General features: G+C 40.2%; 22 protein-coding genes. 3 read left to right on the top strand and 19 right to left on the bottom strand.

Annotated elements, in window-relative coordinates; translation table 11 throughout:
- Window positions 1-398 precede the first annotated feature (398 nt).
- Entirely contained in the window at window positions 399-1,142 is a 744-nt protein-coding gene (locus H4J54_RS16875) for a hypothetical protein (RefSeq protein WP_182192167.1), read from the top strand.
- Between the two features lie 82 nt (window positions 1,143-1,224).
- On the opposite strand, the gene purD is transcribed toward H4J54_RS16875, so the two are convergent.
- From purD to prmA, 6 genes are all read right to left on the bottom strand, one after another.
- The gene (gene purD, locus H4J54_RS16880) at window positions 1,225-2,511 is read right to left on the bottom strand and encodes a phosphoribosylamine--glycine ligase (protein WP_182192168.1); all 1,287 of its coding nucleotides are present in this window, start codon (window positions 2,509-2,511) and stop codon (window positions 1,225-1,227) included.
- A 69-nt stretch (window positions 2,512-2,580) separates the two neighbouring features.
- Window positions 2,581-3,396 carry a class I SAM-dependent methyltransferase gene (locus H4J54_RS16885; protein ID WP_182192169.1) on the bottom strand — a complete coding sequence of 272 codons (816 nt, stop codon included), beginning with the start codon at window positions 3,394-3,396 and terminating at the stop codon, window positions 2,581-2,583.
- Window positions 3,397-3,625: 229 nt separating this feature from the next.
- Window positions 3,626-5,239, bottom strand: a complete 1,614-nt coding sequence (gene purH, locus H4J54_RS16890; protein WP_182192170.1) for a bifunctional phosphoribosylaminoimidazolecarboxamide formyltransferase/IMP cyclohydrolase — start codon at window positions 5,237-5,239, stop codon at window positions 3,626-3,628.
- Between the two features lie 184 nt (window positions 5,240-5,423).
- Window positions 5,424-5,711 carry a DNA-binding transcriptional regulator Fis gene (gene fis / locus H4J54_RS16895; RefSeq protein WP_044832893.1) on the bottom strand — a complete coding sequence of 96 codons (288 nt, stop codon included), beginning with the start codon at window positions 5,709-5,711 and terminating at the stop codon, window positions 5,424-5,426.
- A gap of 5 nt (window positions 5,712-5,716) precedes the next feature.
- Window positions 5,717-6,694, bottom strand: coding sequence for a tRNA dihydrouridine synthase DusB (gene dusB, locus H4J54_RS16900; protein ID WP_182192171.1), 978 nt, complete (start codon window positions 6,692-6,694; stop codon window positions 5,717-5,719).
- A gap of 207 nt (window positions 6,695-6,901) precedes the next feature.
- Window positions 6,902-7,783 (bottom strand): 50S ribosomal protein L11 methyltransferase, encoded by an 882-nt coding sequence (prmA, locus tag H4J54_RS16905; RefSeq protein WP_182192496.1) that lies wholly within the window; start codon window positions 7,781-7,783, stop codon window positions 6,902-6,904.
- A gap of 679 nt (window positions 7,784-8,462) precedes the next feature.
- Here prmA and H4J54_RS16910 point away from each other — a divergent pair.
- Both H4J54_RS16910 and H4J54_RS16915 read left to right on the top strand, forming a co-directional pair.
- A complete protein-coding gene (locus tag H4J54_RS16910; RefSeq protein WP_182192172.1) occupies window positions 8,463-8,945 on the top strand; it encodes a putative 4-hydroxy-4-methyl-2-oxoglutarate aldolase in 483 nt (160 codons plus the stop codon).
- A 67-nt stretch (window positions 8,946-9,012) separates the two neighbouring features.
- A complete protein-coding gene (locus H4J54_RS16915; RefSeq protein ID WP_182192173.1) occupies window positions 9,013-9,978 on the top strand; it encodes an NAD(P)-dependent oxidoreductase in 966 nt (321 codons plus the stop codon).
- Window positions 9,979-10,189: 211 nt separating this feature from the next.
- Here the strand turns inward: H4J54_RS16915 and H4J54_RS16920 are convergent, their stop codons facing one another.
- The 13 genes from H4J54_RS16920 to H4J54_RS16980 form a co-directional block, all read right to left on the bottom strand.
- Window positions 10,190-10,897: a hypothetical protein gene (locus H4J54_RS16920; RefSeq protein WP_182192174.1), complete on the bottom strand. Its 708-nt coding sequence runs from the start codon at window positions 10,895-10,897 to the stop codon at window positions 10,190-10,192.
- Between the two features lie 97 nt (window positions 10,898-10,994).
- Window positions 10,995-12,818, bottom strand: a complete 1,824-nt coding sequence (locus H4J54_RS16925) for an alkaline phosphatase (protein ID WP_182192175.1) — start codon at window positions 12,816-12,818, stop codon at window positions 10,995-10,997.
- Between the two features lie 24 nt (window positions 12,819-12,842).
- Entirely contained in the window at window positions 12,843-14,426 is a 1,584-nt protein-coding gene (locus H4J54_RS16930; RefSeq protein WP_182192176.1) for an alkaline phosphatase, read from the bottom strand.
- Window positions 14,427-14,789: 363 nt separating this feature from the next.
- On the bottom strand, window positions 14,790-16,016 hold the full coding sequence (locus H4J54_RS16935) for a cyclopropane-fatty-acyl-phospholipid synthase family protein (protein ID WP_182192177.1): 1,227 nt from the start codon (window positions 16,014-16,016) through the stop codon (window positions 14,790-14,792).
- A gap of 42 nt (window positions 16,017-16,058) precedes the next feature.
- Window positions 16,059-16,922: a DUF1365 domain-containing protein gene (locus H4J54_RS16940; RefSeq protein ID WP_182192178.1), complete on the bottom strand. Its 864-nt coding sequence runs from the start codon at window positions 16,920-16,922 to the stop codon at window positions 16,059-16,061.
- Window positions 16,915-18,198, bottom strand: coding sequence for an NAD(P)/FAD-dependent oxidoreductase (locus H4J54_RS16945; RefSeq protein ID WP_182192179.1), 1,284 nt, complete (start codon window positions 18,196-18,198; stop codon window positions 16,915-16,917). The genes H4J54_RS16940 and H4J54_RS16945 overlap by 8 nt, the downstream gene beginning before the upstream one ends.
- On the bottom strand, window positions 18,195-18,992 hold the full coding sequence (locus H4J54_RS16950) for an SDR family NAD(P)-dependent oxidoreductase (protein WP_182192180.1): 798 nt from the start codon (window positions 18,990-18,992) through the stop codon (window positions 18,195-18,197). The genes H4J54_RS16945 and H4J54_RS16950 overlap by 4 nt, the downstream gene beginning before the upstream one ends.
- Entirely contained in the window at window positions 18,989-19,468 is a 480-nt protein-coding gene (locus H4J54_RS16955) for a nuclear transport factor 2 family protein (RefSeq protein WP_182192181.1), read from the bottom strand. Before H4J54_RS16955 ends, H4J54_RS16950 begins: the two co-directional genes overlap by 4 nt.
- Window positions 19,469-19,716: 248 nt before the next feature.
- Window positions 19,717-21,117: a deoxyribodipyrimidine photo-lyase gene (gene phrB / locus H4J54_RS16960; protein ID WP_182192182.1), complete on the bottom strand. Its 1,401-nt coding sequence runs from the start codon at window positions 21,115-21,117 to the stop codon at window positions 19,717-19,719.
- A gap of 187 nt (window positions 21,118-21,304) precedes the next feature.
- On the bottom strand, window positions 21,305-22,264 hold the full coding sequence (locus H4J54_RS16965; protein WP_182192183.1) for a DUF523 and DUF1722 domain-containing protein: 960 nt from the start codon (window positions 22,262-22,264) through the stop codon (window positions 21,305-21,307).
- Window positions 22,265-22,275: 11 nt separating this feature from the next.
- Window positions 22,276-22,965, bottom strand: a complete 690-nt coding sequence (locus H4J54_RS16970) for a ChrR family anti-sigma-E factor (protein ID WP_182192184.1) — start codon at window positions 22,963-22,965, stop codon at window positions 22,276-22,278.
- On the bottom strand, window positions 22,958-23,575 hold the full coding sequence (locus H4J54_RS16975) for a sigma-70 family RNA polymerase sigma factor (protein WP_404851923.1): 618 nt from the start codon (window positions 23,573-23,575) through the stop codon (window positions 22,958-22,960). Before H4J54_RS16975 ends, H4J54_RS16970 begins: the two co-directional genes overlap by 8 nt.
- Window positions 23,576-23,660: 85 nt before the next feature.
- Window positions 23,661-24,227: an LON peptidase substrate-binding domain-containing protein gene (locus H4J54_RS16980; RefSeq protein WP_182192186.1), complete on the bottom strand. Its 567-nt coding sequence runs from the start codon at window positions 24,225-24,227 to the stop codon at window positions 23,661-23,663.
- Between the last annotated feature and the right edge of the window lie 126 nt (window positions 24,228-24,353).

Below are 24,353 nucleotides of genomic sequence, written 5' to 3' on the forward strand. Positions count from 1 at the left end.
AGTTTTTTTAACTTTCAAACAACTCGTTTTATTACGTTAAGTTAATCAAATCAGCTCTAACTGCATAAGATAACCTATTAAAACAGCTCTTTGGGGTTACCCCTTGGAACTGGAGCGCATTCTAGCGATTTCTGACTTCACGTCAACACCTAATTAGCATTAAATTACGATTAAATGTTTGTTTGCTTTTTAATTGAACTATTCGACTACTTTACGGACTAATTACTACGGTGTTAGTAATATTTGGCTAGCCATTTTTCCAAAAATCCTATTTTTATGTACAAATAAACAGGAGATATAATGTATTTTATGCTCTATATTGTATTTGCGCATAATAATAATAACAAACTACAGATAAAGTGGGTTTTACCACGGTGTTTGTACAGAGAGCATAACAAATGAAAAAACTTATCATCTTGTTAATGCTTGCTGGCATTAGTAGTACAGTTGTGGCGAAGGATGTTGCCGAATATAAACATGAACGTTTGATTGCTAAGATATTAAACCAACAAGTAAAGAAACAAAGAACAATTCAAAGTAGTGTCCATGCCATACTTTCACGCTATCCAGAGAAAGTAGATGTTGTTATGGCGGTGGCTTTTGCTCGATACCCAGAAAAATATCGTGAAATCATGTTGGGTGCTTTATCTGCGCAGCCTGTTTTAGCCTGCGATGTTATACAAAATTCGATTAAAGCTAAAGTTGCTCCGAGCAGTGAACTGGTTGAAATAGCGATTACCGCAGAACCCGCTTATGCTCAAGAAATAGTTAATACCGCAGTTAAATTTAATCCAAGTGAAATAGAAAATATTGTCCGAGTTGCCATCAGGACTGAACCTTACGACGCTAGTAATATCGTTAACAACACCGCATCAAATTACCCTAGTCAGATATTGAATATTTTAACAGCCGCTATTAAAGCCATACCGGAACAGGCAAGTAACATAGTTAAAGATGTATTAGCTTTATTTCCTGGAGAAGCCGACCGAGTAATTACAACTGCGGTTAATCAGAGCACTGATAATCATAGTAATGCTATTGTTAAAGCCGCTATTGATTTAGGATTTGATAGAGATTCAGCAATTGCTGCTGCAATAGCCGGTGGTGCAAAAAAAGAAACCTTAGCAAAACTTAATAACTAAGCCCTTAATTGTTATATAAAAAAGCCCAGTAATTACTGGGCTTTTTTATACGATTATATTATACAATTGCTATTGCGCTAAATTAACTTTGTTCACGCTCGATCGCTCGATAAGCGATATCAGTACGATACTCAACACCTTGCCATGAAATTTGTTTTAATAATTCATAGGCTGATTGCTGCGCTTGAGTGACATTATTACCTAATGCTGTTGCACACAAGACACGACCGCCTGAGGTAACTATTGCACCATCTTTTTCAGCTGTACCTGCATGGAATATTTTTCGATCAGTGGCAGTATTTGTCTCTAGACCAGAAATAACATCGCCTTTGGGATAGCTAGCAGGATAATTAGCTGCCGCCATTACCACGCCTACTGCAGGGCGTGGATCAAAATCAATTGTTGCTTGGTCTAACTCACCGCGACAAGCCATTATACACAACTCAACCAGATCAGACTTCAATCGCATCATGATTGGCTGAGTTTCAGGGTCACCAAAACGACAATTGTATTCAATAACTTTTGGGGTACCATCAGTGTCAATCATCAAGCCCGCATATAAAAATCCAGTATAAGGTGCTCCTTCTCTCGCCATGCCCTCAACGGTTGGCATGATAACTTCATTCATAGCGCGTTGATGGATCTCTGGTGTCACAACAGGTGCTGGAGAATAAGCGCCCATACCACCAGTGTTTGGCCCTTTATCACCATTATAGGCACGCTTATGATCTTGACTCGTAGCAAAGGCTAAAACATTTTTGCCGTCAACCATAACAATAAAGCTAGCTTCTTCACCTGCTAAGAATTCTTCAATCACCACACGATGACCTGCATCACCAAAAGCATTGCCGGCAAGCATATCTTTAATACCGTCTTCAGCTTCTTTTAACGTCATCGCAACAATAACGCCTTTACCAGCGGCAAGGCCATCAGCTTTAACAACGATTGGCGCACCTTGTGCACGAACGTACGCAAGTGCGGGGTCGATTTCAGTGAAGGTTTGATAACTACCGGTTGGAATATTATTTCTTGCTAAAAAGTCTTTAGTAAATGATTTTGAACCTTCAAGTTGTGCCGCTTTTGCACTGGGTCCGAAAATCATTAAACCTTCTACTTGAAAGGCATCAACAATGCCATCTACCAAAGGCTGTTCAGGCCCAACGATAGTTAACACAACCTGGTTACTCTTGGCAAAGTCGACTAAGGCTGGAATGTCGCCAGCTGATATTGCAATATTTTCCAACTTGGCTTCTGTAGCCGTTCCTGCATTACCTGGTGCAACAAATACTTTTGTTACTGAAGATGATTGTGCAGCTTTCCACGCTAATGCGTGCTCACGACCGCCATTACCAATGACCAAAACATTCATTTACTTACATTCCTAATATTTTAAAATCGCTATAACCTGCAGAGGTCAGGTTATAGCAGTTCAATTATGTTATTTTACAAATTTTAATGTCATACGATCGCTTTCGCCAATCGCTATATATTTTGCTTTATCTTGTTCGCCTAAACGTAATACTGGCGGTAAGGTCCATACACCTTTTGGATAGATGGCCATATCTTTAGCATTAGCGTTGATTTCACTGCTTGCTGCTAAAGTAAACCCTGCCGCTTTGGCTTGTGCAATAGTTTTGCTTTGCGATACATAACCCATAGCTTTTTCAGCGTCAACGCCTTCAGGTAGACGATGCTCTACCACACCTAACACGCCACCTTTTTTCAATGCTTTGTAAGCGTCTTTAAAAGCTTGCTCTACACCTTCATCGCGCCAGTTATGTAAATTACGAAAAGTCAGTACCAAATCGGCTGTACCTGCCGGTGCAAGTTCACTTGCTTGACGCGGAATAAAGTTAGTCAATTCTACTTCGCTAAATACGTCGTCACTGGCTAATTTTTCAACTAGCTTTTTACGTGAATTACTATAATAGTTATCTTCGCCAGTATCGGGATAATGAGCACCGTAAAGTTTACCTTTACCTTTTACTGCTGGGGCTAAAATTTCAGTATACCAACCACCGCCGGGCGTAATTTCAACCACGGTCATTGACGGATCAAAACCAAAAAATGCTAAAGTTTGTAACGGATGACGATATTCATCACGCGCTTTATTTTTTGCTGAGCGATGTTCTCCAGCGATAGCTTGTTCAAGCTGACTTTGCTGATGAGCGTTAACAAAACCAGAACATAATAAAGTTGCAGACACGATTGACGCGGTAAAAACTTTTTTGAGAGTTTGAGTTGTTGTATGCATTGTTATCTTCCATTAACTAGTGAATTTTTATACAGGCTAGTTATAGCAGATTTCTTTCAGATGATCAGTGCCGTTACTCTTATCTTATCGACAAAAAACAGCATTTGAACTTAATTGAGAGTGTCTAATGATTAATTTTATCACCCAGACACTACTCAGCATAATTTCTGCAATAAAAATGCTCAGAATAATTAATTCTATCTGAGCATTTTTATTTTACCATTTTGACTTAATGACGAAAGTGACGCATGCCAGTGAATACCATGGCGATATTATGCTCATCTGCTGCAGCAATAACTTCATTATCACGCATAGAGCCACCCGGCTGAATTACTGCAGTAATGCCTGCTTCAGCAGCGGCGTCCAAACCATCACGAAATGGGAAGAATGCATCTGATGCCATAACAGAGCCTTTAACTTCAAGGTTTTCATCTGCCGCTTTAATACCCGCTACTTTTGCTGAGTATACTCGGCTCATTTGGCCAGCACCCACCCCGATAGTTGCACTATTTTTAACGTAAACAATCGCGTTTGATTTAACAAATTTTGCTACTTTCCAACAAAATTGTAAATCACGCATTTCTTCGTCCGTGGGTTGGCGTTTAGTCACTACCGTTAAGTCGTCACTTGTTACGCTACCTTGATCCGTATCTTGGACTAATAAGCCCCCGTTAACACGTTTAAAATCAAAACCGGTAGTTTTGCTTGTCCATTGACCACAGACTAATAAACGCAGGTTAGCTTTAGTGGCAACAACCTTTGCAGCTGCATCTGACACGCTAGGTGCGATAATAACTTCAACAAATTGACGAGAAACGATTGCTTGCGCCGTATCGGCATCTAGCTCACGGTTAAACGCTATGATGCCACCAAAAGCAGACGTTGGATCTGTCTTATAAGCGCCTTCATAAGCCGCTAAAATATCATCACCAATAGCAACACCACACGGGTTTGCATGCTTAACAATAACGCAAGCGGGTTCGTCAAATTCTTTAACACACTCTAATGCCGCATCCGTATCAGCAATGTTGTTATAAGATAAGGCTTTGCCTTGCAATTGAGTTGCCGTAGAAACTGACGCGGCTTCAGGATTCGCTTCTTTGTAAAAAGCCGCTTCTTGATGCGAGTTTTCACCATAACGTAAATCTTGAGTTTTAATAAACTGGCTGTTAAAAGTACGTGGAAATTTAACTTTTTCACCTACTGATGAGTCAACAGAAGCTGCAGATTCAGTTGCGCCATACGCGGGTAACATTTTACCAAAATAGTTAGCAATCATACCGTCGTAAGCTGCCGTGTGCTCATAGGCAGCAATAGCCAAATCAAAACGTGTTTGATAAACCAAAGAATTATTGTTTGTCGCCATTTCTGCTAAAACACGGTCGTAATCATGGGCATTGACCACTATGGTGACGTCTTTATGATTTTTAGCGGCTGCGCGCACCATAGTTGGACCACCAATATCGATGTTTTCTATGGCATTTTCTAATGAACAATTTTCATCAGCAACGGCATTGGCAAATGGGTAAAGATTGACCACCACCAAATCTATCGCACTGATATCGTTTTCAACCATAACAGTTTCGTCGATACCACGACGCGCTAAAATACCGCCATGAACTTTTGGGTGTAAGGTTTTAACTCGACCATCCATAATTTCTGGATGCCCTGTGTAATCAGATACTTCAGTGACTTTAATGCCATTTTCGGCCAATAATTTAGCGGTACCGCCTGTTGATAAAAGGTCGACACCTTTTTGTGATAACGAGCGAGCAAATTCAACAATACCGGTTTTATCTGAAACACTTAATAGTGCACGTTTGATTGGGCGTGGTGTATCCATGGTTTTCTAATTACCTATAAATTAAAATGATTGTCTAGCCTATGACACATATCTGTTTTACATTATTGATATGCGGTAGTTCTTAAATGGCATAAAAGTTGACTACTTGGATAACTTTTATCTCTCTAAAAACAAAAAAGCACCCGAGGGTGCTTTTAATTGACAGGCTAGCCTGTCTTACTTCTTAGTTCATGCCGTATTTTTTTAACTTTTTACGTAAAGTACCGCGGTTGATGCCTAATAAGTTAGCGGCGCGGGTTTGGTTACCGCGCGTATATTGCATGACTTCTTCAAGCATTGGCGCTTCAATTTCTGAAAGTACAAGGTCGTACATATCATCAACGTCATTACCGTTTAACTGAGACAAGTAGTTTTTAATAGCTACTTTCGCTTGTGTGCGTAAAGGCGATGCCTTTGTCTGAGTTTGTAGGTCACCGGTAATAAATGGAGAGGAAATATTTTGTTCAAACATAAAGTTCAGACTCTTTCTAAAGTTAAATTATCAAAATACATAGTTAATGCGTCAAGTTGTTCAGTAACTGACTCAAGTGCATTAAAAATAGAACGAAACGATTTTCCTTGTTCATGCGTTTGCATGTACCAAGAAACATGTTTACGGGCAAAACGTAAACCCATAAATTCACCGTAAAATTTGTGTAATTCCATTACATGCCCAATCAAAATTGTGCGTACTTCGTCCGTTGAAGGAGCAGGCAAATGCCTACCCGTTTTCAAGAAATAATTAATTTCTCGAAAAACCCAAGGTCTCCCTTGGGCACCACGACCAACCATAATGGCATCAGCCCCAGTGTAATTAAGCACTTGCTCCGCTTTTTCGGCACAAGTAATATCGCCATTAGCAACAACTGGAATACTCACCGCTTGCTTGATTGCTTTAATGGTGTCGTACTCTGCATTGCCTTTATAAAAGTCATTACGAGTACGGCCATGCACAGCAAGTGATTGTATGCCGTTATGCTCAGCAATATTGGCTATTTCAATACCATTGCGAGTGCTTTCACACCAGCCGGTTCGAATTTTTAACGTGACTGGAATATCCACCGCATTAACCACAGCTTTAATAATTTGCTCGACTAATGCGGGCTCTTTCAGTAACGCTGAACCTGCTAATTTTTTATTTACCTTTTTTGCTGGGCAGCCCATATTGATATCAATAATTTGCGCGCCATTATCAGCATTATGCTTAGCCGCAAAAGCTAATTCTTCAGGATCCGAGCCCGCGATTTGTACGGAACGAATACCTGCTTCTTCGCTATGCAACATTCGACGCTGAGATTTACCGGTATTCCACACTTTTGGATTAGATGACATCATTTCAGATACAGCTAAGCCTGCCCCCATCTGACAACATAGTTGTCTAAATGGCTGATCGGTAATACCCGCCATGGGCGCAAGCATAGTATTGCTTGCTAAAGTGTATGGACCTATCTTCACGCTGCTGTTTTTTTGAGCTACTAGTCAAAAGGGCGCTAAGTTTACGTGTTTTTTTTGGGATTGAAAAGGATATAAATTGAACAAAACGCGTTTTTTTTCACGTTTTTCGTGTTGACATTTTCTAAAGTGTTGATGCGAGCAGTTTCTGTACAATTTGATAACAAAAGCTGCTCGTTTTTAGGCCATTAATCGCCAACTCATAACAAACTAATAACGAACACCAGATAAACGCACCCATTCGTCTTGAACAGCAATAGCGTCCATCTGACAAAATTCAGCATACTGAGTTTGTAATTGTTCGGCTTGCTCTTCTAAAACACCAGACAAAGCAAGCACACCATTGCTCGCTAGATAGTTAATAATAACCGGAGCAAGTTCACGTAATGGTCCGGCTAAGATATTTGCCACCACCACATCGGCTTTAAACTCAGGTTGGTCTTTCGGTAAAAATAATGCCAAACGGTCTTCACATTGATTGCGTTTAGCGTTTTCTAAACTCGCTTGTAACGCCTGTGGATCAATATCAATACCAATCACTTTTTTTGCGCCTAATTTAAGCGCGGCTAATGACAAAATACCTGAGCCACAACCAAAATCAACCACGGTTTTTCCGACTAAGTCTAAACCGTCTAGCCAAGTTAAACATAAAGCGGTTGTTGGGTGGGTGCCTGTACCAAATGCTAGGCCGGGGTCAAGCATAACGTTCACCGCACTAGGGTCAGGAACATCACGCCAGCTTGGACAAATCCATAAACGTTGGCCAAATTTCATCGGATGGAAATTGTCCATCCATTCACGCTCCCAATCTTTGTCTTCCAGCTGTTCAAGCTTATAGACCATTTTAGCTTTGTCTGGATGAATACCTTTTAAATAATTCAACACCTTGTCCATATCATGACTGGCATCATATAAGCCCATTACCACAGTATTATTCCAGTAAATAACTTCATCACCAGGTAGCGGCTCATATATAGGTGTATCTTTAGCGTCAATAAAGGTCACCGCTTGTGCGCCACAAGCACTCAACCAATCGCTATATTTTTCAGCTGTCTCTTCATTGGCACTTAATCTAAGCTGGATCCAAGGCATGTTTTTTCTCATTAAAAATTTTTGCTAGTTTATCACCCTCTACCGCGACAAAATAGCTACTTTAGCCATATACTCAAGCAATAACTACAGATAATCTGGCTATTGATAGCCTTTTGTCATTGCTAGAGTAGTAGTAAAATAAACGCTATAAAAACACTAAAAATAATATCATTACTCTTGAGGTTTACAGTTGTATTAGCTTGCTATTTACCACTCAACATTGTCACTAAAGAGGCTAGTGTGTAACAAATGCTTGATAGAAAAAGTCAGGCTAGCGACATAATGCTCGACATAATTTAAGTAACACGAATAGCCGCGCACCCAATTGCCAAGATAAAATTCTCTCCTTGACCTGATTCCCAACTCAGTGGAACGCAACTTTTAAGTGTTTAACTTTGCCACTGACTTATGACACTAACTTATATAGTGCCGTAAGATTAAAAAATCTAAAAAGCTATTATGTACGTATGAATAAAGACTTTAACTAATATCAAGGCTGATACAGGTTACCAAATGACTTTAATCCAGTGAAAAAAATGAATAGAGCTTTACCATTAAGGAAAATAACTTAGCTTTATACTCGATATTACTTACGCCGCGCAGATATAAACTGCCTGTTCTGATAAAGTAAAACTTCATTTATACTCACTATACTAGAGTGCATACCTTAGGGATAAAAATGTTAGATCTACTACCCGACTTATTTGATGATCATAGCGAACAGCTTTCTTTAGCTCAGCCGATTTTTAATGACTATGGTGGTCACACTATCTTCTCTGGCGAAATTGTGACTGTCAGCTGTCATAATGACAATTCCAAAGTCAAAGAGCTAGTGGCCACCGACGGTACCAACAAAGTGATGGTGGTTGATGGCAAAGCGAGTATGACGAACGCCTTACTCGGTGACATGCTAGCTGAGCTAGCCGTAAAAAATGGCTGGCAAGCCATTGTTATTAATGGCTGTATTCGTGACGCGGGTACTATTGCCACTTTACCCATAGCAGTAAAAGCCCTTGGCTGCTGCCCAATAAAAACCGAGAAACTGGGTAAAGGTGAAATTAACCAGGTTATTCACTTTGCCGACTTAAGCTTTAATCCTGGTCAATATATTTATGGTGACGCTAATGGCTTAGCTATTAGCAAAGTATTAATCCCCTTTTAATCATTACCCGCTTAGTCAGCACAGTGTCGCTAAGCTGCTAAATAAAGCCAAAAAATAGAGTGAAATAATGAAGTACTTTCCTATATATCTAGATGCCAAACATATTAACGCTATGATTATAGGTGGCGGCGAGGTAGCAGCACGTAAAATAGAGCTGTTATTAAAATCGACAACTAACATTTCTATTATGTCTGAAACACTAAATAGCAGTGTTGAGCGTTTGGTGAATTTGCACCAATTAAATTGGCTCAAGCATAATTATCAACCCGGCCACCTGAGCAAGAGTAATATTGTCATTGCTGCCACCGACAGTGTTGAAGTTAATAGCGCGGTGGCAACAGAAAGCACTCAGTTAAAACTACTGACCAATGTCGTTGACCAACCTGAACTGTGCACCTATATAACCCCGGCTATTATTGACCGAAGTCCCATCATAATTTCCATGTCGAGTTCTGGAAGCGCACCTATTTTACTGCGGATGTTACGCGAGCAAATTGAAAAGACATTACCTAATGGCTATGGAAGATTAGCTGACTTTTCTTTCAAATTTAGAGACCATGTAAAAGCGCGTGTGAAAAGCTTACGCGAGCGTCGCACTTTTTGGGAGCGCACTTTACGCGGCAGTATCGGACAAGCCATTTTAGATGGTAAAACCACTTCAGCTGAGCAACAGTTAATTGCCAGCTTACAAACACAAGCGCCGCCACCCAGTGGTGAAATCGTTTTTATCCATACCCGTGACGGTAATCCCGACCATTTAACCCTTAATGCCCATCGAGAAATGCAATTTGCCGATGCGGTTTTTTACGACCAAGCGGTTAATATCGACCTGATAGAATATATTCGACGTGACGCCAGCAAGTTTCCTCAAGCAATCGCCTCAAGCATTTTGATTAATGTTCAACACGCATTAGATTTAGCCGACCAAGGTGAAAAAGTGATTTACTTACTCAGTGGCGCTGTCGACCTACCTGAGAATAAAACCTTGGCAGAAAGCGCTATTATCACCAAGCATATTTATAGTGGCCACTAATGCGTTGAGTTGAGTTTATTTGACTAGCGCCTAAGGTAATGAATATTCGAATACTGAAGTGAAGTTACTCGTACAACGACATAACACCAAAATAAAGTAGTACCACTAGCCATGGGCTCTAACACAGAGCTCACGGTTTTAAGTGGCTAATAAAAAAACCAACACCCTTGCCGCTAACACAAAAATCTTCCTGTTCCGCAAATCAGGTAGCTTAATCTTGATGCGCCTTGTCGGCCAAAGCTGGGCGATGATGCACCGGCATTGAAAAACCTTGGTTAATCATAGTGGCCAAAAACGGTATACCTTCATTATCTCCGATATCAGCATAATCTGTGCTCTGATAATTCCTGTATTGCTTAAGTAGTGATACTGTTTTTTCCGCATTAGGTTGAAAATTTGTCAACTGCCATTGTCGCGTTAACTCGGTATCTTTTACTTGAAAGAATTTTACTAACTGTAATTTTGGTAACCAAGTTAACTGATACTCTCTGTGTTTATCTTTCAATACAAAGTGTTGCTCAAGTAAACAACCGGATTTTTTCTGCTCTATCAGCTGCATCTGATTCAGTTCGGGGGTCATAACCAACTGAAAAGCATCTTGCCACTGCGGTTGATGTCTCAATTCATTAGGTTGATATTCAATGGTGTGTTGATACTTTTCAAATGCTCGGTTTAGCGATAACCGATTACCGTTCAACAACCAAATATCGTTAATACCTGCGCTGACATTTCGTTGCAGCACGGTATTATTATTGCGGTGTAGTTCAAACAATTGCTGAACTGGCTTTGTCATCGGCTCGCTATTAGCCACTTGAGTAGTTAGTTGATAATAAGCACTGATCACATTAGGCGAAATATTGCACTCACTGGCGCTACTGCTCAAAGACAAAAGGCATAATAATGCTGAAATAATTTTCATAATAAAACCAACTCAGGGTAAATAGATCAATAAATAAAAGGAAGTTGCCATTTTTACTCTGACAACTTCCCTGCTACAGCATTTGCTAAAGCACGAGTTAATTTAGCGCTTGCTCAGCTTTTGCAACCAGATCTGCGGCATAATCCATCACGTGGAAAATGACACTTTGCTCATTGGTACCGGTAATTAAATGCGCACCAGGACCCTGGGCGTAAATACCCACATCTTCACCCGCATGGGTTTCCGAACTTGTGGGCACTAAGGCTTCTTGATGAAAACCCGTAGACTGGGTATCCACCATACTAAGATCTTGACGACCAGTGACGGCGTCAGCGTTATAACTCGCATCGGCATTAGTTTCTGTACCTAAATCTCTAAAGCCTTTGCCATTGGTATAACCTAATGTTGTGTATGGCATGCCGTCACTTGCTAGGCTTGGCTTTGTGCTACCCACACTCACCACTTTACCTAAAATAGGGTTACCGCGTTTGGGATAGCCTGCCATCGTAAAGACATGACTATGATCCGCGGTAACAATAATTAAGGTTTCTTCTGGATCGGTCGCATCAACCGCAGCCTGCACTGCATCAGCAAAAGCAATCGCATCTGTTAAAGCGCCATGTGCACTACCCGCATGATGACCATGATCAATCCTGCCAGCTTCCACCATTAAGAAAAACCCTTGCTCGTTATTATCAAGTATATCAATCGCTTTATTGGTCATATCGCGTAAAGACGGCTCACCGGCAATGTCATTACCGCGATCGGCTTCATACTGCATGTGCGATTCATTAAATAAACCAAACAGCCGCGACGTAGTATTAGCATCAACCGCATCAAAGCCCGCTTGGTCGGTAACGAAACTGCCCGCTGGATATTGTGCTTGCCATTCTGCGGTTAAATCTCGGCCATCGGTTCTATCACCCTCTACAGCGCTTACCGCATCGGTACTATTAAAGTCAGCATCTTTTGGTAAAAAGTGTCGTCTGCCGCCGCCTAGTACCACTTCTATGCCGTTAACTTTTGCGCCAGAAAATCGGCTTTGCATATCATGCTCAAAACTAATCAATTGTGAGGCAATATCAACACAGCCCGCGGCCACAGCAGCAGCTGGCATATCAGAATTATCTTCCCAGTTTCTCTCTGCCGATTTAGCATAAGTTGCCGCTGGCGTAGCATGTGTAATTCGCGCAGTAGAAATAATACCTGTTGATTTGCCGGCAATTTCTGCTAATTCTAATGCGGTTACTAGCTCATTACCGGATACTGAAGCACAATCGCCGCGACTAATGGCTTCGTTTACACCAATAACGCCTGCATCAGTTTTAACCCCTGACATCATCGCGGTCATGGTGCCGGCAGAATCTGGTGTTTGTGCATCAACATTATAGGTTTTAGCAAAACCAGAAAAAGGGAACTTATCAAAACTTAATTGATGTTCTTCACCCAATTTACCTAACTGTTGACCTGCTAAAATGCGTGTTGCCGTTACAGTAGAAATACCCATACCATCACCAACAAATAAAATAATATTTTTCGCTTTGCCTTTAGTATTAACCAATGACTGAGTATTGAGTGCGGCTTGGGCTAAAACACTTTGGCCTTGCTCATACCATAAATTATGAGTGGTGGCGGTCAATGACGAACCTTGTGTTTGCGTCAGTGTGGGTGAACAAACAAATTCTGTTGCATCGACTTCATTAGTATCCAATACGCCAGAGCTATCATAATCAACACCTGAATCAATTTTTACCCCCCCATTAAGGCATTGTGCATGGCCAACCTTTAATAAGGTTTGACTAACCAGACTATTGAAAGCACTTTCGCCGTCAATACCATTGCTACCATTTGAACCGTCATTTCCGCCACAACCTGCTAATGCAGCCAACACGGCTAATGATAAAGTTTTTACTGTTTTCATGATTAATTCCTTTCGATTGGCCAGTTAGTTAGCAATTAAGCCAAGCGATTGATTGATGATATGAAACACAACACTTTGTTCGATAACGCCTTGTGCCAAATGCGCTCCAGGTCCTGATGCGTGTAAACTAATATCTTCACCTGCATGGGTTTCTGAACTGAGTGGCACGGTAGCCTCTTGATGAAATCCTGTTGTGGTGGTGTCCACTGTGGTTAGATCTTGACGACCGGCAAGTGCATCGTCGTTATAGCTAAGGTCTGCATTGGTTTCATTGACCAAGTTTCTAAAGCCTTTGCCATTGGTATAACCTACTGTGGTATACGGCAGGCCGTCACTTGCTAGAGCAGGTTCAGTTGCGCCAACATTGACCACCTTACCTAATATTGGATTACCACGTTTTGGGTAACCGGCAATGGTAAATACATGGCTATGATCCGCCGTCACTAAGATTAATGTTTCTTCAGGATTGGTATTATTGATAGCGGCTTGTACTGCGTTAGAGAACTCAATGGTATCGGTTAAGGCATTATAAGCAGAGCCCGCATGGTGACCATGATCAATTCGCCCTGACTCAACAACAAGAAAGAAGCCTTTGTCATTATTATCAAGAATATCAATGGCTTTACTGGTGAGTTCAGTTAACGAAGGTTCACCCGCAATATCATTACTGCGATCGCCTTCGTATTGCATATGCGACTCATTAAATAGTCCCAACACCCGCTCAGTGCTACTCGCGTCAATGGCATCAAAGCCTGCTTGATCGATAATATACTGACCGTTTTGATATTGTGCTTGCCATTTAGCGGTTAAATCAACACCATCGGTGCGATCGCCTTCAACGGCACTACTTGCATCTGCACTGTTAAAACTGGCATCTTTCGGTAGAAAGTGTCGACGACCGCCACCAAATGCCACTTCAATACCATCAACGTCGACGCCGGGGAAACGTTGCTCTAGGTTTTTTTCAAAATCAATAAGTTGGCTTGCAATATCGACACAACCAGCCACTACCGCTGCTGCTGGCATATCAGAAATATCTTCCCAATTTCGATCCGCTGATTTTGCAAAGGTTGCCGCGGGTGTTGCATGGGTAATACGTGCCGTTGAAATAATGCCTGTTGACAAGCCTTTAATTTCAGCCGCTTCTAATGACGTGACTAATTCATTGCCCTTCATCGTTGCACAATCACCACGTTCAATATCTTCATCAACACCAATCACACCAACATCTGTTTTTACACCTGACATCATCGCGGTCATGGTGCCGGCAGAATCTGGCGTTTGTGCGTCAACATTATAGGTTTTAACTTGCGCAGAATAAGGAAATTTTTCAAAACTTAAGTAGCCTTCTTCGCCCGGTTTTCCTTCGTTTTGCCCGGCTAAAATTCGGGCAGCGGTTAAGGTTGACAAGCCCATACCGTCACCGACAAATAGAATGACATTTTTGGCTTTATTACGTGTTATTAGTTTGGTTTTAGCCATCACTGATTGCTGACCATCAACAAACCACTGACTGTCTTTTTGTACGTTTGGTAAAACCCCAGCAACAGTGACGCTAGAGAGTAAAAAAGATGACAAAGCTGAAAGTGAAACCCATGTCGAGTTCATAATGCTTCCCTTGATGTTATTTTTAGTTAAAGTGAGTTTGCTAATGCCGATGCATTAACACCACTAGCATGCTAAGCAGTAAAAATGACAGTAAGGTAAAAGAAAAATGACCGAACGATGAAGGTTTTATAACGTAAAAATGACAGCCGATGAGATAAGCAGCAGAAAATACAGCATAACTTAGCCTACACAACACAATAACAATGCGCTTAAAGGTAAAATAGCGATATAAATTTTCTGTGATTTATTGGCGGTAATTTAAGTTGTCGGGGCTAACACTAAGTGCATGTGTGATGAATAAAAAAACAACAACAATAACTTGAATAGTTATTGTTGTTGTTTTGAGCAATGAAGCAATAGCCGTTACTTTCTCGCGACTAAATGTACTGTACTGGTGGCACGCTCAAGAAAAGCGCCTTCACAGTAAGCGAAGTAATAAAGCCAAAGGCGTTTAAATTCTTCATCATAGCCAAAAGGTTTGAGCTCAGGCCAAGAGTTTAAAAAGGCTTCACGCCAATGTGCTAAAGTTTTGGCATAATCTAAACCTATGTCGTTAATCGACTCAGTCACTAAACCCGTATATTCGGTCAGGTGACCGGTAAGCACAGTAATAGAGGGTAAAAACCCACCAGGGAAAATATAGCGCTGAATAAAGTCAACATTTTGTTTGTAATGGTCGAAACGCTGATCGGCAATGGTAATAGACTGTATCAACAATTTACCACCCGGTTTTAATCTGGCATTACATTGCTTAAAAAAGCTGGGTAAATATTCAAAACCAACGGCTTCTATCATTTCGATTGAAACCAGTTTATCGTATTCACCGGTTAAGTCGCGATAATCTTCTTTTAACAAGGTTATTTTGTCTGCTAGCCCTAACTGCTCAATGCGCTCTTTAGCATATGCATGCTGGGCATCAGAAATTGTTGTCGTGGTAACCTTACAACCGTATTGCTGCGCAGCATAAATAGCTAAACCGCCCCAACCTGTCCCTATTTCTAGTAAATGATCATCAGCTGTTAGCTCTAAGCGTTGGCAAATAGTCGACATTTTATGCAGTTGTGCCTGCGCTAAGCTTGCTTCCTCATTGGGGTAAATCGCTGATGAGTACATCATTTCAGGATCGAGGAAGCGTGAATAAAGTTCGTTACCTAAATCATAATGAGCCAAAATATTCTTTTTTGAACCTGCTTGGCTATTACCATTACTTCGATGTAGCAAAGCGTCTTTAAGCTTTGTTAGCCAAGGTCTTTGCTTTTCAAGTGCATCGGTTTCTTGCTGGGCACGAGCAAATATACGCACAATAGCGGTTAAATCTGGACTGCTCCATTTACCGGCAATATAAGCTTCTGCTACGCCAATAGAGCCGCCTTTAACAAAATCACGGTATGCACTAGGGTCATGTATATTCATTCGGCCGATTAAGGCGTTGCTTGGAACAACCTCTGGAAAAAGAAAATGCTCACCATTGTCGACTAACTCAATTTGGTCAAATTTCAGTTTTGCAAAAACCGAGTGCACTAAACTACGACAACGCTTGTCTAACCAGCTTGCTTGCTTTTTAATTTTAAATCCTGACACTTGTTCCACTGCTAGACTCCTAATTTAAGTTTTTTGGCTTAACTTTTTGACTTATTTATTAGGCTTACTTTTTTGGTAGCCAATAAAGGGTATACGTTTCCAGAAGAGCTTCATGGCTTGCCAATATATGCCCAACACTATTTTTAAGGTCATCACGGGCATATTAAACCAGAGTTGCCACAACGACGCCTTCGAAAAAGGCGCTTTGGTTAATTTCATGGTTACATCAAAAATTTTTTCGCCCATGCTTACCTCACTGCCATTATCATTAACAGTAGTACGGTGATTTTCTATATGCACTAATAATGCTGAACTATCGACCATTGGAGGCTTAATCAGCCATTTATAGCTCATACTTAAATCCATAAAAGGCGATACTTGAAAATTTTTATCAGTAACATGTGGCGTTAAATCTGGGTCGTTAATATCACCCCTTGCCAACGGCACTAAATAATAATGCCGTTCATTCCATGGTGTATTACTGACTTCGACCAAGACTTGCGTACAAACTTCATTAGCGTTATAACAAAAATAAAAATTTGCTGGACTAAAATATAGCCCTAAACACCTAACCTGAACTAACATAGTGATGCGACTTATATCTGCACCACCCGATTCTTCAGCACAAGATGCTCCAACATAAGATTCTTCTCCACAAGATAACGCATGTACTTTATTCACTATACGTTGCTTAAGGCATTCTGGTTCATCTCTAAGGTAATCATTTTCTTTAAACCTCAAGAGATTAAACCAAGAAAATCCAAAAATACCTTTTGGACTTTGCTTCGCTTGCATCTCATCAACGTCTAGTGCCAGCATATATAGTTGGTAACTAAAGCTATGCGACTTTGGTGTAAATCGTCGATGAGTTATCTGACCACTATAAATGTGATTATGTCTTGAAGGCTCAACCATAGTGATGTTCCCGTTGATTCTTTTGTAAATAACAATCAAATCGCTGCCCAACATCTACCGCACTTCTAACACCGTCTTCATGAAAGCCGCTGTACCAATAGGCACCGACAAAATGGGTGTTTTGCTTACCACATATAGCTGAGCGTTGGCGCTGAGCGTTAATAGAGCTAGTTGAGAACACCGGATGATGATAAGTAAATTCGCGTAAAATTTTACTTGGGTCAATATCTTCACGCTGATTTAAGGTGACGCAAAACGTGTGCTTGGCGTTCAAGCCCTGCAAAATATTCATATTGTAGGTAACACTAGCGGGTTTAGTTCTGTTAGCACTCAATTGATAGTTCCAACTCGCCCAAGCTTTTTTTCTTTTTGGTAATAAATTAATATCGGTATGTAACACCACTGAGTTTGCGCTATAAGGTATAGCAGCTAGTATTTTTTGCTCTTGCTCACTAGCATCAGCCAGTAACGCTAAAGCTTGATCTGAATGACAGGCTAAAACCACTTCATCGAAGGTTTGTATTTCACCATGGGCAAAATGTAACTGCACTTCATTGTTTTCTCTAGTCACCGCGGTAATATCCGCATTAAGGTGAATATTACCTGCAAAGGGCTTACATAGCGGAGCTAAGTAACTTCTTGAACCTTTGGGCACTACATACCACTGTGGACGATCAGCGATATTCAATAAACCATGATTATGAAAAAACTTAACAAAAAAATGAAATTGCAAAACTTGCATCTGCGCCAACGAGCTGGACCAAATAGCCGCTCCCATAGGTAATACATAATGCTCAGCAAAATAGTCACTGAATTTATTTGCTTGTAAAAACTCACCTAAGGTTAGGCTGTCCTGATAGTTTTTCGCCTGATAACTTTGCTTACAAAGCTTGTTAAATCGGAGGATTTCTTTTACTAACCACCAAAACTTAGGGTTGAAGATATTACGGCGTTGAGCAAATAAGGTATCGAGATTATGGCCGTTGTATTCCATGCCTGTAGCTGAGTTATGCACTGAGAAACTCATTTCTGTTTCTTGCTTGCCAACCCCTATTTCGTCCAATAACGCTAAATAATTTGGATAGGTTTTATTATTAAAGACAATAAACCCAGTATCAATGGCATAAGACTGACCTTCCAACTCAACATCCACGGTCGCGGTATGTCCGCCAATATGGGCAGACTTTTCAAAAACACTGACTTGATGCTTTTTCGATAATAAATAAGCTGTGGTTAAACCCGAGACACCGGCACCTATAATGGCGATACGTTTCATTTTTTGTTATTCCTTAACTCTTTTTTCTTCTTTAAGGCTTTTTCATTACTTAAAGATTTTTCATTTTTTAAAGCAATACTTTGCCAAATAAAGTCTGGCAGCAGTGCAAATAATTTCATGATCAGGGTTAACCTTTTAGGGAAATGCAAGTAGCTTTTTCGAGCACTCACACCTTGGTAAATACGATTGGCCGCTTGCTCACTGGTCAATAGAAATGGCATAGCAAAGTCATTTTTATCGGTTAATGGCGTTTTAATAAATCCAGGATGAACTAAGGTTACCGCTATATTTTCTGCTTTTAAATCCAGCCGCAAACTTTTGGCTAAATAATCAATTCCAGCTTTAGAAGCGCCATAAGCCTCTGCCCGTGGAAAAGGTAATAAAGTTGCACTAGAACTGACAAATACAACTTGCCCACCCGCGTTAACTTTTGGCAAAAAGTACTCGAGTAAATAGCCCAGAGATTGTAAATTTGTCGCTATAACGCTAGCAAACAATTCACCATCAAAGGCTTTAGCATTATCAATATAGCGACAATCACCCGCATTAAGCATTAAAATATCAATGCGCTCTATAGCGCTAATTTTATTTGCTGCGGCACGGATCTGCTCTTTATCCGTGATATCAAAAGCAATAGGAATAACATTGGCATTATCAGTGGCTAATTGTTTAAGCTTTTCTTGATTACGGCCACAAGCAATAACTTGATAGTCATAGGCTAAATAGTGCTGTAACAATGACTCGCCTATGCCAGAAGTAGCGCCTGTGATGAGAATGGTAGGTTTTATATTCATGCGTTTGCAGCCCTATTTTTAAGCGAGCGAATAACCCGACCCAACAAAGGTAATTGCTCGTAAAGCATGGCACCTAAATCTAGGTAATCCCGATGATAAACAACCTTATCGCCAATGCCTTTAAGATGTGAACTGCCTTGCACGGTGACAATTTCACCTGAATTTAAGCGTGGGTGTTGGTAACTCATTTGCCAGTAAATAGCCGCCTCTGAGTCATGCGCTATAACGTGTTCGATTGTAAAATCACAATAACTAAGCTTTTGATAAAGTTGTTTAAAGTATTTTTCTAACGGCTTAAAGCCAGTTAGTTGGTGCATCGGGTCAATAAATACAATGTCTTGGTGGTAAACGTCAGCTAGCAACTGCAAATTATCAGTTGAGAGCTTTTGATAGGTATCAATAAACTTAGCTAACCACACTGCATCTTGGGGTTGAGCACTAAATTTTGCCGTTTGGGTAACATTTTTATTTGACATAAATACTCTTTATTTTATCGTCACATTAATCTCTTATGCGAAAAATCACAGCCATTGCATTACTTAGGCTAAATTAATGCCTCAGCTTTATTTCAGCATAAATAATAAGGCTAAACTTTCGAGAACGCATTGGTATTGCTCAAGACTAAAGATTAATACCTACATCTGTGTAAGTAAGTCGCTTAACTTAGCCATGTTATTCGATAGTTAAGCCCTTAAAATAACTCACTTAGATAACCTAATAACGATCACACCCTATAAAATTCAAGAGCAGCTAACCTAGCTTGCTTGTGATCTACTATGGCTGGCCAATAGGATGATAACTTTTCTTTAGTCATATATTGGTGTGGAAAATGGATCTCTTTATCAGGTAATTTCGCCAGCTCTGGTATATATTTACGAATAAAGGTGCCTTTTGGATCAAACCTTTCGCTTTGTCTAATCGGGTTAAATACACGAAAATAAGGCTGTGCATCACAACCGGTACTTGCCGCCCATTGCCAACCACCGTTATTAGCCGCAAGATCACCATCAATAAGTTGCTGCATAAAGTATTTTTCTCCCCAGCGCCAATCAATGAGTAAATGCTTAGTCAAAAAACTCGCTACCACCATTCGCAGTCGATTATGCATCCAGCCTGTTTGATTAAGTTGCCTCATGGCGGCATCAACCAAAGGATAGCCAGTTTTGCCTTGACACCATTTCTCGAATAGCTCGGGGTCATTAGGCCAAATCATAGTGCGATATTTAGGATTAAAGCATTGATGTTTAGATAAACTCTGTTGATGAAAAACTAAATTTCGATAAAACTCTCGCCATATTAGCTCATTTAGCCAGGTAAATTCCTCACTGTCTGACGCGACTAAAATATCAGGAAAACGTTGGATAAATAACAGCAGTAAATAGCGTGGACTGATAGCACCTATCGCTAGATAAGGTGATAAGCCCGAGGTTGCTTTAATGGCGGGAAAATCACGTTTTTGTCCGTAACCCGCCACTTTATATCGGTAAAAGTCAGGAATAACTTGTTGTTCAACTTGTTCAGCCAAAGGCCATGCCGCCGATTCATTAGAACAGTGTAAAGGCGTGTTTAATGTCAGCGGTACTTGGCTGCTTGACGTGGTTGAATCTTTAGGGCTAGGCTTACCAAGGTAAGGAAAACTATGCTGTTTTACATAAGTTAACCAAGCGCGTTTAAAAGGGGTAAACACCTTATACATTTCACCACTTTTATTTAGCACTTTACCTTTTTCAACGATAACATCACTTTCAAACATGCGTAGTGGAATACCTTGCTCAAGACAAGACTTATCGCGTTGGTTTTCATTAACTTCTAACTCTTTATTAGCCACCACTTCACTAACATTATGTTGCTGGCAATAATTTTTTAAAAATGAAATTTGCTCAGAAAAATCATCACAATGAACAACCTGCAAACTAACATTTAAAGGTAATAGCTGCTCGGCGAGTGCATTGACATGACGTTTTATAAAATCAATTTTTATTGTTGACCAATCATGAGCTGACCACTGTTTTTCACTGACAAAAAAGATCGCCTGAGCTGTTTCAGCACCCTTATTTTGTTCAAGGAAATAATCTAAGGCGGGATTATCGTGAATTCTTATATCGTTGCGAAACCAAAGTAACAAGGACGTTCCTTAATAATTAACTATGTTATACCAATCTCACTCATTATCTGATCATTTTTACTGGTTAAAATAACCCACTACTGCGTTATTTATTTAATAATTAGAATAACTAGTTATTAAATAAATGCCTTATATTTGGCCATTTTTCCTGCCTATAAAGTAGACCACCTAATTAATGAAATGGGTATTAATAACCGTATCTGAGTTTTAACGACTCAGGATAGGGATTCAAGTAAGACTGTTGAGCTAGATAAGGCTTAGGGTGCGCTAATAAATAATGCTTAATCAAGGTCAATGGCACCACTAATGGCATTAAGCCTGAACGGTAAGCATCAATTTGTGCAGATAACTCTTTACGCTGCATTTGATCTAAGTGTTTAGAAAAATAGCCTTGAATGTGCGATAGCGTATTAGCATGGTTTTTACGTGTTGCTTTAAGCGTTAATGCGGCCATTAAACCAGAGATATATTGCTCAGCCATTTGCTCAAGCGCAATATCAGCACTGGCTAACAAACGCCCTAATTGCTTGCTCGCAACAAAGTCATGACTCATTAAGGTATACTTATATTGGGCATGAAAACTGGTCAATTTATGCTTAGTGATGCCCGATTCAACCAATGCTAACCAATGGCGATAAGCGAATACGCGGGCCACAAAGTTTTCTCGGATAATGGGGTCATTCAAACGGCCATTTTCTTCACAGGGTAACAGCGGATTGGCTTTCATGATCTCTCGTGAAAAAACCCCGACCCCTTGGACTTGTAGCTGATTGCCGGTAGGTGAATACACTTTAACGCGTTCCATGCCGCAAGTTGGACTTTTAGCACAAAACACATAACCACTGAGGTTTTTAGACATGGCTGCTATTTTTTTACCATAAGCTTTTATTGCGCTCGTTACATCACCCGAGCCATCTGGACGCGACACTTTTATCATTTGATCATCTTTAATCAAACGTATAGTGGGCCTAGGTACGGGTAGGCCAACCGCCACTTCAGGGCAGTAGGCTTTAAAAGTAACATGCTGACCAAGTTCTTTTATGCAAAAATTTGACGGTTTGTTACTGGCATCAAACCTCACTTTTTCACCTATTAAGCATGCACTAATGCCAATAATAACATCTGCTTTTTCGAATTCTTTATACATAGCCAGCTCAATTAGTAAATGAAAGCACCAATAGGGTTCAGTAACTTATTTATACCTTGGGTAAAGTGTAGTGCGTCATTAGCAACGGTATAACAAAGGCAACCATGCTCAGTAGCTGGCTGATGCTGATCGCGTTTATCAAGCATAATAAAATCACCTGCCACGTATTGACCTTGTGCATCAGCAAAGGTACCGGCTAGTAATAGTGTGAGCTCAAAACCTTTATGGGTGTGTTCAGGTATCGAACCACCAGGCCCTATATGCAATAAATTAGTATGAATTTCACCTTCGCCTAAATTTAACCGTGCGCGTGATAATTTACCTATTTGTGCAGTTTTACCTAACTCAATATTGCGCAGGGCACTGGGTAAAATGTACTGCGTACCTTTAAAGTCAATTGAACGTTCATCATAAAAGGCTTTTGTGGGTTCAACGTCATCAGAGGCGGTAATCTGGTTAATAATATCATCAAAGTCCATTTCGGCGATTTCCGTTAACTTATCCTCATCATTAAGCGTAATTTTATGATGAAAACTCTGCTCAAAACTGGCCTCTGCAACTTGTTCTGTTAGTTGGCCTACTTGCTGTTGGCAAAAGGCACACATGTCAGTATGTATCGCTATACCGGCAGCAAGTGAAGCGGGTAAGTCACCATCCACAAAACCTTGTAACAACTCAAATTTAGGGTGGTGTTTAATCATGGTGGTCTCCTATTTTCAACTTAAGCTTGCCAAGTGCAAGCCTAAGTCGTGATTTTATTGTGCCCAGTGGTAAATTAAGATGAACAGCAAGCTGCTCTTGTGACATTTCCATAAAATAGAAACCTTTCACTACCTGTTGTTGGTTTTCTGGCAGCGTGGCAATTATGCCTTGTAAATTTCGACTTTGAATATGGTCAGTAAACACTTCTTCTTCAGTGTTTGCCAATTCAGCAAGCGGCCATATATCGTCACTGAGATTGTCTTCTTTATTGGCTTTCATTTTACGTAATAGATCAAAGGTAACATTACGCATGATGGTATAAACCCAAGTAGTAGCAGCCCCTTTACTATCATCAAATAAATGCGCCTTACGCCAGACATTACTCATAGTGTCTTGAACCACTTCTGCAGCAAGTGCTTCACTATTGATTTTACTTTGCGCAATACGCTGTATTTTGGGTGCAAAAAATTTAAACACTTGAGTAAATGCTTGTTTGTCTCTATCAATGGCGATTGATTTTAGCCATTGACAAAGTTCTGGATGATTGATTTTATTAGTCATGTTATTAGATGTAGCATTTGCCTTAAGACTTGGCAACACTGAATGCACTGACAGCATAATTCTTACCTATTTTTTAACATATAATCTTTATACGCAACAGAAATAGGTCTAGATCACATTATTTTTATCTTTTCTACTCAGATAAAATAATACGCTGTAACAGTTCTTTCGCTTGGCTATACGAATCTTTGTCGACGAACAAACTTTTTTCAGCAAGTTTAACCGGTATCAATTCTAACCAGCGCGCTACCACCCAATCACCTTGATCAAAATGTTGCTTTGGATATAAGGCATTTAACTCAGCATTGTCGATAAACACTTTACTTAATGACTTAGCCAGTTTGTCGGTGGTTTTATCTAGACTGATATCAGGCCAATGGATTTTAGCGGTGACATCGCCGTAATGCAGTTTATCTGTGTCTTGGGTAATCGCCTTGATATTGACTAAGCACTTACAGCGTACGTCAATCAGTAATACCCCGTCTTCACCTTGGTCAAAGTTAATAATTTCGACCCAGCTGCCGACTGACATAGGTTCAGCTTTTTCATCCCTGTCATGCGAAAAAATAACAAAGCCTTGGTTTTTCATTGCTAGAGAGACCATTTTTAAATAACGTACTTCAAAAATACGCAATCGGGTTACCCCTCGAGGTAACAAAAATATTGGCAATGGGAAAATAGGCAAATTAATAGTTGGCATAGGTTTAGGGTAACTAATTTTAATGGATTGATGCTAGTTATACGTTATAAAAGCAAAAGACGATCAAAGCAATGAGCAAAAAAAAAGCCCCATCAAGAGTCAGAGGGGCAAAGAGTCAAACAGGCA

Source organism: Colwellia sp. MB3u-8 (assembly GCF_014076985.1).
Lineage (GTDB): Bacteria > Pseudomonadota > Gammaproteobacteria > Enterobacterales > Alteromonadaceae > Cognaticolwellia.

Coding starts and splice junctions, on each gene's coding strand:
- H4J54_RS16980 (WP_182192186.1), bottom strand. CDS start 24,227: ATGCCAACTATTAATTTGCCTATTTTCCCATTGCCAATATTTTTGTTA.
- purD (WP_182192168.1), bottom strand. CDS start 2,511: ATGAATGTTTTGGTCATTGGTAATGGCGGTCGTGAGCACGCATTAGCG.
- H4J54_RS16970 (WP_182192184.1), bottom strand. CDS start 22,965: ATGATTAAACACCACCCTAAATTTGAGTTGTTACAAGGTTTTGTGGAT.
- H4J54_RS16910 (WP_182192172.1), top strand. CDS start 8,463: ATGTTAGATCTACTACCCGACTTATTTGATGATCATAGCGAACAGCTT.
- H4J54_RS16965 (WP_182192183.1), bottom strand. CDS start 22,264: ATGTATAAAGAATTCGAAAAAGCAGATGTTATTATTGGCATTAGTGCA.
- H4J54_RS16875 (WP_182192167.1), top strand. CDS start 399: ATGAAAAAACTTATCATCTTGTTAATGCTTGCTGGCATTAGTAGTACA.
- H4J54_RS16950 (WP_182192180.1), bottom strand. CDS start 18,992: ATGAATATAAAACCTACCATTCTCATCACAGGCGCTACTTCTGGCATA.
- H4J54_RS16920 (WP_182192174.1), bottom strand. CDS start 10,897: ATGAAAATTATTTCAGCATTATTATGCCTTTTGTCTTTGAGCAGTAGC.
- purH (WP_182192170.1), bottom strand. CDS start 5,239: ATGGATACACCACGCCCAATCAAACGTGCACTATTAAGTGTTTCAGAT.
- H4J54_RS16885 (WP_182192169.1), bottom strand. CDS start 3,396: ATGCATACAACAACTCAAACTCTCAAAAAAGTTTTTACCGCGTCAATC.
- fis (WP_044832893.1), bottom strand. CDS start 5,711: ATGTTTGAACAAAATATTTCCTCTCCATTTATTACCGGTGACCTACAA.
- H4J54_RS16915 (WP_182192173.1), top strand. CDS start 9,013: ATGAAGTACTTTCCTATATATCTAGATGCCAAACATATTAACGCTATG.
- H4J54_RS16955 (WP_182192181.1), bottom strand. CDS start 19,468: ATGTCAAATAAAAATGTTACCCAAACGGCAAAATTTAGTGCTCAACCC.
- prmA (WP_182192496.1), bottom strand. CDS start 7,783: ATGCCTTGGATCCAGCTTAGATTAAGTGCCAATGAAGAGACAGCTGAA.
- H4J54_RS16945 (WP_182192179.1), bottom strand. CDS start 18,198: ATGAAACGTATCGCCATTATAGGTGCCGGTGTCTCGGGTTTAACCACA.
- H4J54_RS16930 (WP_182192176.1), bottom strand. CDS start 14,426: ATGAACTCGACATGGGTTTCACTTTCAGCTTTGTCATCTTTTTTACTC.
- H4J54_RS16925 (WP_182192175.1), bottom strand. CDS start 12,818: ATGAAAACAGTAAAAACTTTATCATTAGCCGTGTTGGCTGCATTAGCA.
- H4J54_RS16940 (WP_182192178.1), bottom strand. CDS start 16,922: ATGGTTGAGCCTTCAAGACATAATCACATTTATAGTGGTCAGATAACT.